9 protein-coding genes are annotated in these 14,345 nt (G+C 67.6%); 8 read left to right on the top strand and 1 reads right to left on the bottom strand.

Going from position 1 to position 14,345, the window contains the following annotated elements; all coding sequences use genetic code 11:
- Window positions 1-23 precede the first annotated feature (23 nt).
- Entirely contained in the window at window positions 24-782 is a 759-nt protein-coding gene (locus ABIC66_RS01345; RefSeq protein ID WP_354067495.1) for a LytTR family DNA-binding domain-containing protein, read from the top strand.
- Here the strand turns inward: ABIC66_RS01345 and ABIC66_RS01340 are convergent.
- On the bottom strand, window positions 779-1,792 hold the full coding sequence (locus ABIC66_RS01340; RefSeq protein WP_354067494.1) for a LacI family DNA-binding transcriptional regulator: 1,014 nt from the start codon (window positions 1,790-1,792) through the stop codon (window positions 779-781). The two genes, ABIC66_RS01345 and ABIC66_RS01340, sit on opposite strands and share 4 nt — an antisense overlap.
- Window positions 1,793-2,045: 253 nt before the next feature.
- Here ABIC66_RS01340 and ABIC66_RS01335 point away from each other — a divergent pair, with 253 nt between their 5' ends.
- The 7 genes from ABIC66_RS01335 to ABIC66_RS01305 all read left to right on the top strand — a co-directional run bounded on the left by ABIC66_RS01335 (window position 2,046) and on the right by ABIC66_RS01305 (window position 14,332).
- Window positions 2,046-3,494 carry an MFS transporter gene (locus ABIC66_RS01335; protein ID WP_502910298.1) on the top strand — a complete coding sequence of 483 codons (1,449 nt, stop codon included), beginning with the start codon at window positions 2,046-2,048 and terminating at the stop codon, window positions 3,492-3,494.
- A 511-nt stretch (window positions 3,495-4,005) separates the two neighbouring features.
- Window positions 4,006-7,374 (top strand): TonB-dependent receptor, encoded by a 3,369-nt coding sequence (locus ABIC66_RS01330; RefSeq protein ID WP_354067491.1) that lies wholly within the window; start codon window positions 4,006-4,008, stop codon window positions 7,372-7,374.
- A gap of 60 nt (window positions 7,375-7,434) precedes the next feature.
- The gene (locus ABIC66_RS01325; protein WP_354067489.1) at window positions 7,435-8,985 is read left to right on the top strand and encodes a tryptophan halogenase family protein; all 1,551 of its coding nucleotides are present in this window, start codon (window positions 7,435-7,437) and stop codon (window positions 8,983-8,985) included.
- Window positions 8,982-10,493, top strand: coding sequence for a tryptophan 7-halogenase (locus ABIC66_RS01320; protein ID WP_354067487.1), 1,512 nt, complete (start codon window positions 8,982-8,984; stop codon window positions 10,491-10,493). The genes ABIC66_RS01325 and ABIC66_RS01320 overlap by 4 nt, the downstream gene beginning before the upstream one ends.
- Entirely contained in the window at window positions 10,486-11,526 is a 1,041-nt protein-coding gene (locus ABIC66_RS01315; RefSeq protein WP_354067486.1) for a cupin-like domain-containing protein, read from the top strand. Before ABIC66_RS01320 ends, ABIC66_RS01315 begins: the two co-directional genes overlap by 8 nt.
- Window positions 11,523-12,302 (top strand): DUF6445 family protein, encoded by a 780-nt coding sequence (locus ABIC66_RS01310; protein WP_354067484.1) that lies wholly within the window; start codon window positions 11,523-11,525, stop codon window positions 12,300-12,302. The genes ABIC66_RS01315 and ABIC66_RS01310 overlap by 4 nt, the downstream gene beginning before the upstream one ends.
- Window positions 12,299-14,332, top strand: a complete 2,034-nt coding sequence (locus tag ABIC66_RS01305) for a glycoside hydrolase family 97 protein (RefSeq protein WP_354067482.1) — start codon at window positions 12,299-12,301, stop codon at window positions 14,330-14,332. Before ABIC66_RS01310 ends, ABIC66_RS01305 begins: the two co-directional genes overlap by 4 nt.
- The last annotated feature ends 13 nt before the right edge of the window (window positions 14,333-14,345 follow it).

The following is a 14,345-nucleotide window of genomic DNA, read 5'->3' as shown; positions in this document are numbered from 1 at the left end:
CGCTGCGCGAACGGGATCGCGGGATGGGGGACAAGATCGGGAGCGGGCGGCGATGGGCCGTCGACCTGGCGATGCTGGTGGCCGTCGGTTTGCTGATGGGATTCCTGGGGCCGTTCGCGTCCGAGCGTTCGCCGGCGGTGCGCCGCTATGTCTACTGGATGATCTGCATGGTCGGCGGCGGGCTGATCGGCATCATTCTGGATCGCCTGCTGGAGCGGCGCCTGCCCTGGACCTGGCGCCGAACGGCCTTGGTCTCGCTGCTGATGACGCCGCCGGTGTCGCTGCTGGTGCTGATCACCGAGCTCGTCGTGATGAACTGGTGGTCCGGCTGGGACGGCTTCTGGAGGCTGCTGCCCCAGGTGTGGCCGATCTCGCTGGCGGTGATGGCCGTGCGGGCCCTGGTCTGGCGGCCCAGGCCGCACCTGGTGGAAACCCGCACCGTTGTCGAACCGCCCCTGCCCGAAGCCGAGGCGGCGTTCCGCAAGCGGCTGTCGGCCCGGCGGCGCGGGGCGCGGCTGATCGCGATCGAGGCCCACGACCACTATCTGAAAGTCCACACCGACGCCGGCGAGGAGCTGATCACCCTGCGCTTCGCCGACGCCCTGGCGGAGCTGGCCAAGGTTCACGGCTGGCGGGTCCACCGGTCCTGGTGGGTGGCGGCCGACGCGGTCGAGGGCGTGCGCTGGCGACGCGGCTCCGGCGAGGTCCGCCTGGCGGGCGGCCTGCAGGCGCCGGTCAGCCGGACCTATGCGCCGGTGCTGAAAGACGCCGGCTGGTTCTAGGCTCCGCAGGACTCCCGGACGATCAGATCGGTCGGCAGGGTCTCGGGCCGATGGTCGCCGTTCTCGTCGAGGATGCGCGAGACCAACAGGCGGCCAGCCTTGGACGTGTCCTGCTTGATGGTGCTGAGCGCCGGGGTCGACAGGCGGCTCAGCATCATGTCGTCGTAGCCGACGATCGCGACGTCCTGGGGCACCTTCAGTCCGGCCCGCTGCAGGGCGCGGATGGCGCCCAGGGCGATCAGGTCCGACGAGGCGAAGATGGCGTCGAACGTCGCGCCCCGCCGCAGCAGCCGACTGACGGCGGCGTCGGCCGATTCCAGCTCGAAATCGACTGGCAGCACCAGGGACGGCTCGGGCTCCAGCCCGCTTTCGCGCAGCGCATCCAGATAGCCTTCGCGACGCTGGGCCGCCTCGGGATGGGTCTCGCCCAGGAACACGATCCGCTTGCGGCCCAGGCGCGCCAGATGCAGCGTCGCGCGGCGGCCGCCCAGGAAATTGTCCGAGCCGATCGAGCAGTACTTCTGGCCGGGCAGCTGGGCGCCCCAGACCACGAAGCGAGCATCCGTGGCGGCCAACTGGTTGAACGCCTCGTGCAGGTCGCCTTGTCCCAGGAAGATCACGCCGTCGGCCCGGTTGGCGGTCGCGGCGAGATAGAGGTCGTCGTAGTTGGCGGGCGCGGTGTGGCTGACGGTGAAGTCGCAGCCGCGGTCGCGGGCGGCCTCGCCGATATTGGCCAGCAGCTCCAGGAAGAACGGGTGGGCCAGCGGCAGCGGACGGCCATGCGTGCGGGGCAGGACGATGGCGATCGCGCCCGCGGCGCCTAGTGGGCCGGCGGGCATGTAGCGGCGGAACGCGTAGCCTTGCTCCTTAGCCAGGGCCCAGATCTTCTGCTTGGTCTTGGTGCTGATCGAATGGTGATCGTTCAACGCCCGCGACACCGTCGAGACGGAAACCCCGGCCAGGGCCGCGAGGTCTTCAAGCGTGATGTTGTTGCTGTTATCGTTGGCCATCGCGCTCTAGCTAATAAGAAAAAGACCGGACGAGCATGATAGCCGAAAGTGGATGCCGGTTTCGGCGGCTATCATGTTCTAATGTTTGAAACGGAGCCCGTTTATCTATTTCGGATGGCGCATCCGAAATAGACGGGCTCCGCGTCGGGGGAAAAGGAAGCCTTTGCCGGGAGAGCCGCAAGACCTTGCGGGCGTGGTCGAGGCCGCGCCGCCGCCGGCCAAGGCCCGCCTGACTTTCCTTCAGATCTGGAACATGTGCTGCGGCTTGTTCGGCGTGCAGATCGTGTGGGGCCTGCAGAACGTCAATACCAGCCGGATCTTCCAGACCCTGGGCGCGGACGTCAACGCGCTGGCCATCCTGTGGATCGCGGCGCCGATCACGGGTCTCTTGGTGCAGCCGATCATCGGTCACCTGAGCGATCGCACCTGGGGTCCCCTGGGGCGGCGGCGGCCGTACCTGCTGTACGGTTCGATCCTGACGGCGATCGCCCTCGTCCTGATGCCCAACGCCCCGACGGTGCTGAGCGCGAGCTTGGCCCTGTGGCTGCTCACCGCCTCGATCAACATCGCCATGGAGCCGTTCCGGGCCTTCGTCGCCGATTCCCTGCCGGATCAGCAGCGGACCACCGGTTTCGCCATGCAGGTGTTCTTCATCGGGGCGGGGGCGGTGTTCGCCTCGGCGCTGCCATGGATACTGACCCACTGGTTCGGGGTCTCGGGCCAGGCGCTTCCAGGCCGCCTGCCGCCATCGGTCCATGTGGCCTTCTATGTCGGCGGCGTCGGCCTGATGGTCGCGGTGCTGTGGACCGTGTTCACCACGCGCGAGACCCCGCCCGAGGACCTGACCTTGGACGCGCCGGTCATCGCCACGCGGACGCCGTCGCCGGAAACCGTGGCCTGGATGCGCCGCAGCGGCCTGCTGTGGATCTCGGCGGCCGCTATCGTCGGCCTCTGCGCCTTCCTCGGCCACTGGGCGCGCGAGATCTACGTGCTGGCGCTCATGGGCGCGATTTTCGGCGGGGCGCAGCTGGCCTCCAGCTGGCTGCGCGGCCAGGGGCGAACCTCGGTCGGTCTCTTGGAAGTGGTCGAGGACATCGTCCACATGCCGCAGGTGCTCAAGCGCCTGGCGGTGGTGCAGTTCTTCACCTGGTTCGGCCTGTTCGCCCTGTGGATCTACGCCACCCCGGCCGTGACCGCCCGCCACTACGATACGGTCGACGCGGCCTCGGCCGCCTACAACGCGGGGGCTGACTGGGTCGGGGTGCTGTTCGCGGGCTACAACGGCGTCGCGGCGCTGGCGGCGCTGGCCCTGCCGCTTCTGGCTCGTCGGATCGGACGCCCGGCCAGCCACGCCCTCTGCCTGGCCGTCGGCGCGACCGGCTTCGCCGGCTTCGTGCTGATCGACGATCCGATGCTGCTGTGGATCCCGATCGTCGGTATCGGCCTGGCCTGGGCGTCGATCATGTCTGCCCCGTACGCCATGCTGTCCAGCGCCGTGCCGCCGGGCAAGATGGGCGTCTACATGGGCATCCACAATCTGTTCCTGGTGATCCCGCAGATGGTGGCGGCCACCGTGCTGGGCCCGTTGGTCGCCCATGTGCTGGGCGGCCAGGCGATCCTGGCCCTGGCTCTGGCCGGCGGCGCCTTCGCCGTGGCGGCCGCCCTGGCCTTGACCGTCCGCGATCACGCCGAACGCGGCTGACCTGACGATGTCAGTCGCGGCGGCGACGCAAACCTTGCGCTGGAGGATGGCGAGTCCGGTCATCGAGCGCCACTATTCACGCCGCGCAAAAATTGCGCAACAGGTTTGCGCCAAACCCGCCTAAAGCCCGTAAGCCAAGGGCTTTGCGTGATATTGCACGACTATTTGCGTAAATTTCCGTAACGTTGCTATTGCAAGCGGCGCAAGTTCGCGCAAAAACGGCGCAACATCGGTAGGGCGACGGCGATGGCGACGTCGACCGCGCGCCTCCGGTGGAGCGAAAATTACGCAAAAATTGCGTGAAGCGCGGAGCGGTGCGTGAGCGCCGGGGGAAACGAAGGAGGGATCCGCGCCGATCGGCGCACGGTGGGCGTCCGAACGCAAAGCGCGGCGGGACGGTCCGAAACCCAACAAGAAGCAACGCCGCGCCGGCTCGATCGGTGAGCGGGCGTGGACCGAGGACAAGACCCGCGATCAGGCGCGGGCGAACAAGACGTTAGGGAGCAGAGGGATGAGGAAGTTCGATTTCGGCCCAGGCCGGAAGACCGTCCTGCGGGGGACTGTTTCGCTGGTGGCGCTCTGCGCGCTCGGTGTGGCTGGCCAGGCCTATGCGCAGGAGACCGCCAAGAGCGACCCGACCGACACTGTCGATGAGGTCGTCGTGGTCGGGGTGCGCAAGTCGCTGGAGACCGCGCAGAACATCAAGAAGAATTCCGACACGGTGGTCGACTCGATCACCGCGACCGACATCGGGGCCTTCCCCGACAAGTCGGTGGCCGAGGCGCTGCAACGCGTGCCCGGCATCACCGTCTCGCGCCTGCAGTCCAGCGACGACAGCTCGCACTTCTCGGCGGAACCGGCCAGCGTGCTGATCCGCGGCCTGACCCAGGTGCGCACCGAGTTCAACGGCCGCGACAGCTTCTCGGCCGACGCCAATCGCGGTCTGAACTTCAACGACATCTCGCCGGAGCTGATGGCCGGCGTCGACAGCTACAAGAACCAGACGGCCGAGATGATCGAGGGCGGCATCGCCGGCACGGTCAATCTGCGCACCCGCCTGCCGTTCGACAGCAAGGGACAGGTGGTCTCGATCACGGCCAAGGCCAACTACGGCGACAAGTCCGAGAAGGTGACCTACGAGTATTCGGGCATCATCTCGAAGACCTGGGACACCAGCATCGGCCGCATCGGTCTGCTGGCCGACTACGCCAATTCGCACGTCCTGACCCAGACCGAAGGCGTGGTCATGCAGCGCCTGGGCACGTTCTGCTCGGCCGGATACCAGGACGCCAGCGGCAAGCCGATCGTCAAGTCGGACGGGACGATCGCCTGTACGGCCAATCCGTACGGCGGGTCGAGCTGGGTGTTCATCCCCGACCAGGTCAACTACTCGCAGGTCGTCTACGACCGTAAGCGGCACGGCACGGCCCTGGCCTTCCAGTACGAGAACAACGAAGGCAACGTCCGCTTCTCGGCCCAGTACAACGACAGCTACTACAAGAACGCCTGGCTCGAGCGCAGCGTGAACGTCGGCATGTTCGGCCTGTGGGCCTCGCCGGCCTTCTCGCCGCAGACGACCGCGTTCATCGCCCCGGCGGCGGGGACATCGGCCTTCACCTTCGGCGCCGACGGCATGCTGACCTCGGGCGTCCTGACCCAGCCGACCGGCGACTGGGGCGGCAGCACGGCCGACAACATCGCCCGGGGTTCCGCCGTCCCCGGCCTGCCGTTCGTCAACTATTGCGGCGCTGGCGCGCCGGCCTGCGCCACCCAGCGCGAGGGCCTCTACATCGAGAACCAGGCCCGGAACTTCAACCACTCCGAGGGCACCAAGGACTTCTCGATGCACCTGGACTGGGATGTCAGCGACAAGCTGAAGACCAGCTTCGACAGCCAGTACATCAAGGCCGACACCAACAACTACGACATCCTGGTCGCCAACCGGACGATGGCCGACGCCAAGTACCAGGTGAACAAGGACGGCACGCCGCAGATCACCCTGCTGCCGGGCTCGAACGTCAACTACGCGCCGGGCGGCCTGGCCAACCCGCACAATTACTGGATCCCGTTCATCCAGGATCACTACGAAGACAACGACGCCAAGGAGCTGGCCCTGCGCGCCGACGCTGAATACAGCTTCGGCAATGGCGGCTGGCTGAACTCGCTGAAGGTGGGCGTGCGCTATGCCGACCGGAAGCAGAACGTCCGCTACTCGACCTACAACTGGTCGCCGGTGGCCGCGCCGTGGAACTGCAATGGCCCGGGCTTCAATGTCGACAACACCGCCCCGACCCCGTACCCGGCCGCCTGCGGCCGCACCGACACCTTCAAGGGCTACGGCGCGGGCATCTGGACCACGGCCGGCCTCGGCGACTTCTACAACGGCAAGGTGTTCCCAAACGGCGACATGGTTTTCCTCAGCAAGGATACGCTGGCGGACCACGACGGGCTGATCAAGGCGCTCTCCGGCAAGACGACCAACTCGCCGATGCAGTGGACCCCGCTGTGCGAGCGCACGACCAATACCGAGGGCTGCTTCATCCCGCCCGAAATGCTGAAGGTCGAGGAGAAGACCAAGGCGGCCTACGCCATGCTGCGCTTCGGCGGTGACGGGGCCACCATCTTCAATGGCGTCGGCGTGACGGGGAATGTCGGCGTCCGTTACGTCCACACCGAGCTGGAGAGCTCGGGCGGCGTGGCGTTCCCGACCAACACCTGGTACGCGACCGCGGGGGCCACGCCGTGTTCAGCGCCCCTGGCGCCTGGAACGGTGACCAACATCTCGTGCTGGCTGAAGCCCGAGTTGCTGGCCTTCTCGAACGGCGGCTCGTCGCTGAACGAATTCGGCAAGTCGCATGACAACTGGCTGCCCAGCTTCAACATCCGCTTCGGCCTGACCGACAAGCAGTTCGTTCGCTTCGCCGCCTCGCGCGCCCTGTCGCGACCGGACTTCGGCCTGCTGCGCAACTTCGTCGGCGTGCAGTCGCCGGCGATCAATGTGACGCCGGACTCGCCGTTCGTGATCTGGAACGACCCGGCCGGCCCGCATACCGCGGCCAACGTCAAGGGCTATAACTTCCAGTTCAACGCCGACTCCGGCTACGCGGCGCTGAAGCCGATCACGGCCGACCAGTTCGACGTGACCTACGAGAACTATTTCACGCCCAGCAGCTCGTTCACGGCGGCGGTGTTCTACAAGAAGCTGAACGGCAGCATCGCCTACGGCGAATTCCTGCGCTCGTTCACCAACAACGGCGCGACGCAGAACGTGCTGGTGCGGGGCCCGCGCAACGGCGACGGCGGCGGCGAGCTGAAGGGCTTCGAGCTGGCCTACCAGACCTTCTTCGACTTCCTGCCGGGGATCTGGAGCGGCCTGGGCATGCAGGCCAACTGGACCCACACCAAGCAGTCGGGGATCAGCAACTCCAATCTCGCCAACCAGCCGGGCTACGCGGCGGGTGGCACCGTCGCCTTCGGCGGCGGCCTGCAGGTCAACGGCGCGGTCATGGACAGCCACCGCCTCGCCGGCATCTCGGACAACGCCTACAACATCGTGGGCCTGTACGAGAAAGGCCCGATCGCCATGCGCCTGGCCTACAACTGGCGCTCGGCCTTCCTGACCAACAACCTCGACTGCTGCATCGGCATGCCGATCTACCAGAAGGCCGCCGGCTTCCTGGACGGTTCGGTCCGCTGGTCGGTCAACGACAAGATCGAGGTCTCGCTGGAAGGCTCGAACCTGCTCAACACCACCTCGGTGTTCCAGCAGCAGGTGTTCGGCGATACCGGCCTGACGCCTGGCGCCAAGGCCGTGAAGAAGGACACCGGCTGGATCCGCAACGACCGTCGCGTCCAGTTCGGCGTGCGCTTCAAGTACTAGGGGCGAGAGGCCCGGCGCCGCGGCGTTCGTCGCGGCGCCGGACTCCATTGAGGTCCGAGCATGCGGACAGACGAAAACACCTTCAGGGTCGTCATCGTCGGCGGAGGCACGGCGGGCTGGATGTGCGCGGCGGGCATGTCGCGCCTGCTGGACCCGCGCGACTACGCCATCACCCTGGTCGAGTCCGACGAGATCGCGACCGTCGGCGTGGGCGAAGCGACCCTGCCGCACATCAAGACCTTCAACGACATGCTGGGTGTCGACGAGGTCCAGTTCATGCGCGAGACGCAGGGGACCTTCAAGCTCGGCATCGAGTTCCGGAACTGGGGCCGGCAGGGCGACGCCTACGTCCACCCGTTCGGCGCGTTCGGCGAGCCGTGGGCGGGCGTCGACTTCCAGCATCACTGGACGCGGGCGGAGCGCAACGGCCTGAACCCCGCGCCACTGCAGGACTACTCCTATGCGGTGGTCGCCAGCCGGGCGGCCGCTTTCGAGTTTCCGAACGAGGACCAGAAGTCGATCCGCTCGACCTATGCCTATGCCTATCATTTCGACGCCGGCCTCTACGCGGCGTTCCTGCGGCGATGGTCGACCGCGCGGGGCGTGGCCCGCGTCGAGGGCATGGTCACCGACATCGCCCAGGACGGCGCGTGCGGCCACGTCACGGGCCTGACCCTGAAGTCGGGCGAGCGCGTCCAGGGGGACCTGTTCATCGACTGCACCGGCTTCCGTTCGCTGTTGCTGGGTGGGTTGATGAAGGCCGAATGGGAGGACTGGACCCAGTGGCTGCCGTGCGATCGCGCCTTGGCGGTCCCGTGCGCCAGAGCCGGCGAGTTCAGCCCCTACACCCGCTCCACCGCCCAGGAGGGCGGCTGGATTTGGCGCATCCCGCTGCAACATCGCACCGGCAACGGCTATGTGTTCTCCAGCGCCTTCATGGACGAAGATCGAGCCCGCGACACCCTGCTGGCTCAGCTGGATGGCCCGGCTCGGATGGAGCCCAAGCTGCTGCGCTTCGCCGCCGGTCGCCGCAGGGCCGGCTGGACCGGCAATGTCGTGGCCATGGGCCTGGCCAGCGGCTTCCTGGAGCCCCTCGAGTCGACCAGCATCTTCCTGATCCAGGCGGCGGTGATCGATCTGATCAATCTGATGCCGACCCGGCGAACGGGCATGGATCCGCGCCTATCGGCGGAGTTCAACCGGCTGTTCGAAATCCAGTACGACCGGATCCGCGACTTTCTCATCCTGCACTATCGCCTGAACCAGCGCGTGGGACAGCCGCTGTGGGATCACGTGCGGACGATGGAAATCCCCGCCAGCCTGGAGGAGACGTTGGCCCTGTGGGAGGGCCGCGCCTACCTGCCGGATTACAGGTACGGGCTGTTCTCGCGCGACAGCTGGTTGTCGGTGCTGGAAGGGCAGGGGCTCATGCCGCGCGCCTACGACCGCCTGGCCGAGGCCATGCCGCTGGACGTGCTGGGCGCCAAGCTGAAGGATCTCGAGACGCGGATCGCCGCCAATGTGGCGACCATGGCCTCGCATGCCGACTTCGTGGCGCGGTATTGTCCGGGGGGCGCCGAGCCCGCGCCCTTGAAGGCGGTGGCGCAATGACCGGCGGGCCCGACAAGGTCGTGGTCGTGGGTCGCGACGCGCCGTTGTGGCTGTCCGCCGCCGTCCTGCGCGTCGCGCTGGAGCCGGCCGGGGTGGCGGTCACGGCGGTGGAGCTGCCCAGCCGGCTGACGTCCGCCAGCGTCCATGCCACCCTGCCGGCGCTGGAGGCCCTGCATGTCCAACTGGGCCTCGACGAGTCGGCGCTGTTGCGGATGGTTGGCGGGACGTTCTCGCTCGGGGGCAACTTCACCGACCTGGCGGGCAAGGCGCCCGCCTTCTTCCACGCCCATGGGACGCACGGCGCGTCGATCGATGGCCGCGACTTCTTCGCTTACTGGCTGAAGGCGCGAGAACTGGGCCTCAACGCCGAGTTCGCGGACTTCTCGCTGACCGCCGCGGCGGCGCGGCATGGCCGCTTCGTGCTGCAGGACGACGAGATCGAGATCTTCGGGCGCTGCGAGTACGGCTATCACCTGCCCGCCCAGGCCTATGCCGGCGTGCTCAAGAGCCTGGCCGTCCGCCGAGGTGTTGAAACGTATCGGTCGGTGAGCGTTTCCGCTGAGCACGGCGAGGGCGGCGACGTGATCGCGCTCAACCTCGACGAAGATCGCAGGGTTGTCGGCGACCTTTTCATCGACACCACCGCCGAGGCCCTGCTGATCGGCGGCGCGCTGGGCGTCGGCCGGGAGTCCTGGCGCGAGGTCTTTCCGGCGGATCGCGTGCTGACCGCGGTCGCGCCGGCCTTCGCCTCGATCCCGGCCTATGGCGAGGTTCGCGCCTGGGCCAGGGGCTGGACGGCCTTGCACCCGACCCAGAACCGGGCCCACATCGTCCAGGCTTACGCTGGTGATCTGTGTACGGATGAAGAAGCGCTGCAAGCCGCTAGCGCCGCCTCCGGCCTGCCCCTGAAGGACGCCTCGGTGGCCATCTCCGACCCTGGCCGGAGGCTGTCGGCCTGGGCGCGCAACGTCGTCGCGATCGGCGAGGCGGCTTGCGCCTTCGATCCGCTGCACGGCGTCGAGCTGCACGCGGTGCAGGTGGGCCTGGTCCAGCTGCTCGGCCTGTTCCCGGTCTCCGCCGAATGGCGGTTCGAGCGGGGCGCCTACAACAGGGCCATGCGCGAGCGGTTCGAGCGGGTGCGCGACTTCCAGCAGCTGCACCATGTCCTGAACCGCTACGGCGTTTCGGATTTCTGGAGCTTGGCCCGCCAGGCGACGCCGTCGCCCGACCTGGCTCATATGATCGCTCTGTTCCGCGCCCGAGGCGACATCGCGCCGTTCGAGCACCAAAGCTTTCCGGACGACAGTTGGCGGGCGCTGTTCGTCGGCCACGGCGTCACGCCCGACAGCCATGCGCCCCTGATCGACACCACCGCGCCGGAGCTGATCAAGCACGAGTTCCGCCGCATCCTGTCTTTCATCAAGAGCCAGGTCGAACGCCAGCCAACCCACGACCTCTATCTGGAAAGCTTCTGCGGTCGAACGCCGCCGGAGGTCGCCCTTGGATAGCGGTCTCGCTATTGATCCCGCCTTGAGCCTGGAGGCCCTGCCGCGCGTGGCCGCCGTCGCCGCGCCGTCGCCGGAAGCCTTCGAGCGCCTGATCGCGGCCGAAGCGCCGGTGGTGATCAAGGGCTTGGTCGACGCCTGGCCCGCCTTGGCGGCCGGTCGCTCGCCGGGGACGATGAACGCCTATCTCAAGGCCATGGACAGTGGCCTGCCGGGCCCGGTCATGGAAGCGCCGGCCAGCAGCCGGGGCCGGTACGCCTATGGCCCCGACCTGCGCGAGTTCAGTTTCTCCAAGCGCAACGCCGGGATCAGCCAAGCCCTGGACCGGATCGAGGCCTTGCTGGGCCAACCCGACGCGCCGTTCGTGGCCATCCAAATGCTGCCCCTGGCCACCCATATGCCCGAGTTCGTGCGGCAGAACCCGATGCCGCTGGTCTCGGCCAAGGTCATGCCGCGCCTTTGGGTCGGCGGGCCGCTGCGGACCCAGACCCACAACGATCGCGACCACAATCTGGCCTGCGTGCTCTCCGGCCGCCGGCGCTTCGTGCTGTTCCCGCCCGAGCAAGTCAGCAACCTCTATGTCGGCCCATTGGAGAATCCACCGCCGCTGTCGCTGGTCGATCCGGAAGGGCCGGACCTGGCCCGCTTCCCCCGCTATCGCGACGCCTACGCCGCCGCCCGCGTGGCGTGGCTGGAGCCCGGCGACGCCCTCTTCATGCCCAAGCACTGGTGGCACCACGTCACTTCGCTCGAACCTTATAACGCCATGGTCAACTACTGGTGGGGCGACACGGCCGTCGGGCTGGAGCGAGCGGTCGATGTCTTCCAGATCGCCCTGCTGGCCCTGAAGGATCTCCCGCCGGGCGAGAAGGCCTATTGGCGCGAGATGTTCGCGGCCTACGTGTTCGGTGAGCGCGGCGAGGCGACGGCGCACATCCCCGAAGGCCTGCGCGGCGCGCTGGGGACTCTGAGCTCCGTCCAGCGCACAGCCCTGAAGCAGCAGCTGAGGATGGCCGTGCTGAGGTCGCCGACATGAGCGTCGCGGCCGCCGTCAAACCCTTGCTGCTCGCGCCCAACATCAGCGTCCGCCTGCGCCATGTCGGCCAGGAGCGCCAGCCGCTGCTGGTGGTCGACGACGTGCTGGCGGACCCGTGGGCCATGGTCGACGCCGCCCGCGCCGCCGAGTTCTACCGGCCGCCGCACACCCACTATCCAGGCCTGAACGCCAATCTGCCCGAAGCCTACTACCGCACGGTGGTCACCGCCCTTCGCGGCCCAATCGAAGCGGCGTTCGACGTATCCGCCAGCGCCGTGCTGAAGTTCTTCGGCTTTTTCGCCCTGGCCACCACGCCAGTCGAGGCCGCGACCCCGGTCCAGACCCTGCCGCACCTGGATGCGCCCGACCCGGACCGCCTGGCCATGGTCCACTATTTCTGCCGGGGCGCGTTCGGCGGCACGGGCTTCTTCCGCCACCAAGCCACCGGCTTCGAGTCGGTCGACGCCGCGCGCCAGGACGCCTACGCGGCCGCCGTCCAAGCCGAACTGGCCGAGGGCCGCACGACCTTCGCTGGCGCGGACACGCCCGGTTACGACCTGATCGACGCGGTCGAAGCCGTGTTCAACCGGCTGATCGTCTATCGCGGCCACGTGCTCCACGCCGGCCTGCTGGGTCGGGGCGGCGGCGCGGCCGATCCCGCCATTGGCCGTCTGACGGCCAATGGCTTCATCGAGGCGGTCCAAGTTCTCCCCCCTGCGTCCCGGCCCCTTTCCTGCGGAGCCGGGGCGCCCTTTTCGAAAGAGACCGTCCGATGAGCTTACGAACCCTCGCCCTGCTGGCCGTCCTGGCCTCCCCGGCGATCGCTCAAGCCGCGGAACGCGAGTGCGCCCAGTCGCCGGGCAAGGTGATCGAGGTGTGCGTCTTCACCCGAGATGGCCAAGCCCTCTACGAGGTGAGCAAGGGCGGCAAGGTCGTACTGGCGCCGGCCCCGATGGGCCTGTCTTTCGCCGGCGAGCCGCAGGCGCGGATCAGCGGAATCACCGCCGCAAAACGCTCGGCCTCGGACACCACCTGGGAGCAGCCCTGGGGCGAGCAACGGGTCATCCGCGACAACCACGCGGAGCTGACCGTATCGCTGGCCGGCGACACGCCGCTGAACAAGAGTTTCGACGTCACCTTCCGGCTGTTCGACGACGGTCTGGGCTTTCGCTACGCCTACACGGCCGTTCCCGCCGCGCAGGCCGTCTCGGTTGTCGACGACCGCACCGAGTTCAAGCCCGTCGGGGCTTATGACGCCTGGTGGTACGAAGCCCTGGGCCAGGAACGCGACGAGTATCTCTACAAGCAGACCGACGCTCGCCGCATCACCCTGGCCGAGACGCCGCTGACGATGCGCCAAAGGAATGAGGGAGAGCTGGGCGGGCTGCACCTGTCGTTCCATGAGGCCGCCCTGGTCGATTTCCCCTCGATGCTGCTCGCCGGCGATGGAGCCGGGACCTACAAGGCCAAGCTGATGCCGTGGCCGGACGGAACCCTGGCCAAGAAGACCGGCGCCTTCATCACGCCCTGGCGCACCGTCCTGATCGGCGATAGCGCCGGGGCCCTGGCCGACAGCCGCATCGAGCTGAACCTCAACGAACCCAGCAAGCTGACCGACACCTCATGGATCAAGCCGGGCAAGTACGTCGGCGTCTGGTGGGAGATGCACCTGCAGCGCTCGACCTGGGGCAGCGGCCCGATCCACGGGGCGACCACCGAGAACACGAAGCGCTACATCGACTTCGCCGCCAAGTACGGCTTCGACGGCGTGCTGGTCGAAGGCTGGAACAAGGGGTGGGACGGCGACTGGATCGCCAACGGCGACAAGTTCAGCTTCACCGAGGCCTATCCCGACTTCGACCTAAAAGCGGTCACCGACTACGGCAAGGCCAAGGGCGTCAAGCTGATCGGCCACAACGAGACGGCCGGCGCGGTGCCCAACTACGAGGCCCAGCTGGAGGACGCCATGAAGCTCTACGAGAGCGTCGGCGTCTCGCAGGTCAAGACCGGCTATGTTCGTCATAGCGGCACGATCCTCGACCAGGACGGCCAGCAGCAGTGGTTCGCCGGCCAGTACATGGTCCGCCACAATCTGCACGTCGCCGAGGTCGCGGCCCGCCACAGGATCTCGATCGACGCCCACGAGCCGGTCAAGGACACCGGCCTGCGCCGCACCTGGCCCAACATGCTGAGCCGCGAGGGTGCGCGGGGGCAGGAGTTCAACGCCTGGGGCGATCCGACCAACCCGCCCGAGCACACGGTGATCATCCCGTTCACGCGGATGCTGGCCGGGCCGATGGACTTCACGCCGGGGATCCTAGACGTCGTCCACGGCAAGACCGAGCTGACCCGGCGCGGTCAGTCGACCATCGCCACCCAGCTGGCTCTCTATGTCGTGCTCTACAGTCCGATCCACATGGCCGCCGACCTGCCGGAGAACTACGAGGCCCGACCGGACGCCTTCCAGTTCATCCGCGACGTACCGACCGACTGGGAGACCTCGAAGACCCTGCAGGGGCAGATTAGCGACTATATCGTCGTCGCTCGCCAGCAGCGTGGAGCCAAGGATTGGTACCTGGGCGCCCTGACCGACGAGCAGCCGCGCAAGCTGACCCAGAAGCTGGACTTCCTGGCGCCGGGCAAGCGCTACGAGGCGCAGATCTATCGCGACGGTCCCTGGGCCGACTTCCGCACCAACCCGAGCGCCCTGACGGTCGAGAAAAGGATCGTCACCGCCAAGGACAGCCTCGACTTCGACATGGCCGCCGGCGGCGGGACCGCCGTGCGCTTAAAGGCCCTCGACTAAAGTTTTTACGCAA

It is taken from the genome of Caulobacter sp. 1776, from assembly GCF_040545685.1.
GTDB lineage: Bacteria > Pseudomonadota > Alphaproteobacteria > Caulobacterales > Caulobacteraceae > Caulobacter.
This window is presented reverse-complemented; position numbering and strand designations above follow the sequence as displayed.

Excerpts from the sequence above, each read along its gene's own strand:
- ABIC66_RS01340 (WP_354067494.1), bottom strand. The coding sequence starts at position 1,792 with ATGGCCAACGATAACAGCAACAACATCACGCTTGAAGACCTCGCGGCC.
- ABIC66_RS01335 (WP_502910298.1), top strand. The coding sequence starts at position 2,046 with ATGTGCTGCGGCTTGTTCGGCGTGCAGATCGTGTGGGGCCTGCAGAAC.
- ABIC66_RS01325 (WP_354067489.1), top strand. The coding sequence starts at position 7,435 with ATGCGGACAGACGAAAACACCTTCAGGGTCGTCATCGTCGGCGGAGGC.
- ABIC66_RS01310 (WP_354067484.1), top strand. The coding sequence starts at position 11,523 with ATGAGCGTCGCGGCCGCCGTCAAACCCTTGCTGCTCGCGCCCAACATC.
- ABIC66_RS01305 (WP_354067482.1), top strand. The coding sequence starts at position 12,299 with ATGAGCTTACGAACCCTCGCCCTGCTGGCCGTCCTGGCCTCCCCGGCG.
- ABIC66_RS01345 (WP_354067495.1), top strand. The coding sequence starts at position 24 with ATGGGGGACAAGATCGGGAGCGGGCGGCGATGGGCCGTCGACCTGGCG.
- ABIC66_RS01330 (WP_354067491.1), top strand. The coding sequence starts at position 4,006 with ATGAGGAAGTTCGATTTCGGCCCAGGCCGGAAGACCGTCCTGCGGGGG.
- ABIC66_RS01320 (WP_354067487.1), top strand. The coding sequence starts at position 8,982 with ATGACCGGCGGGCCCGACAAGGTCGTGGTCGTGGGTCGCGACGCGCCG.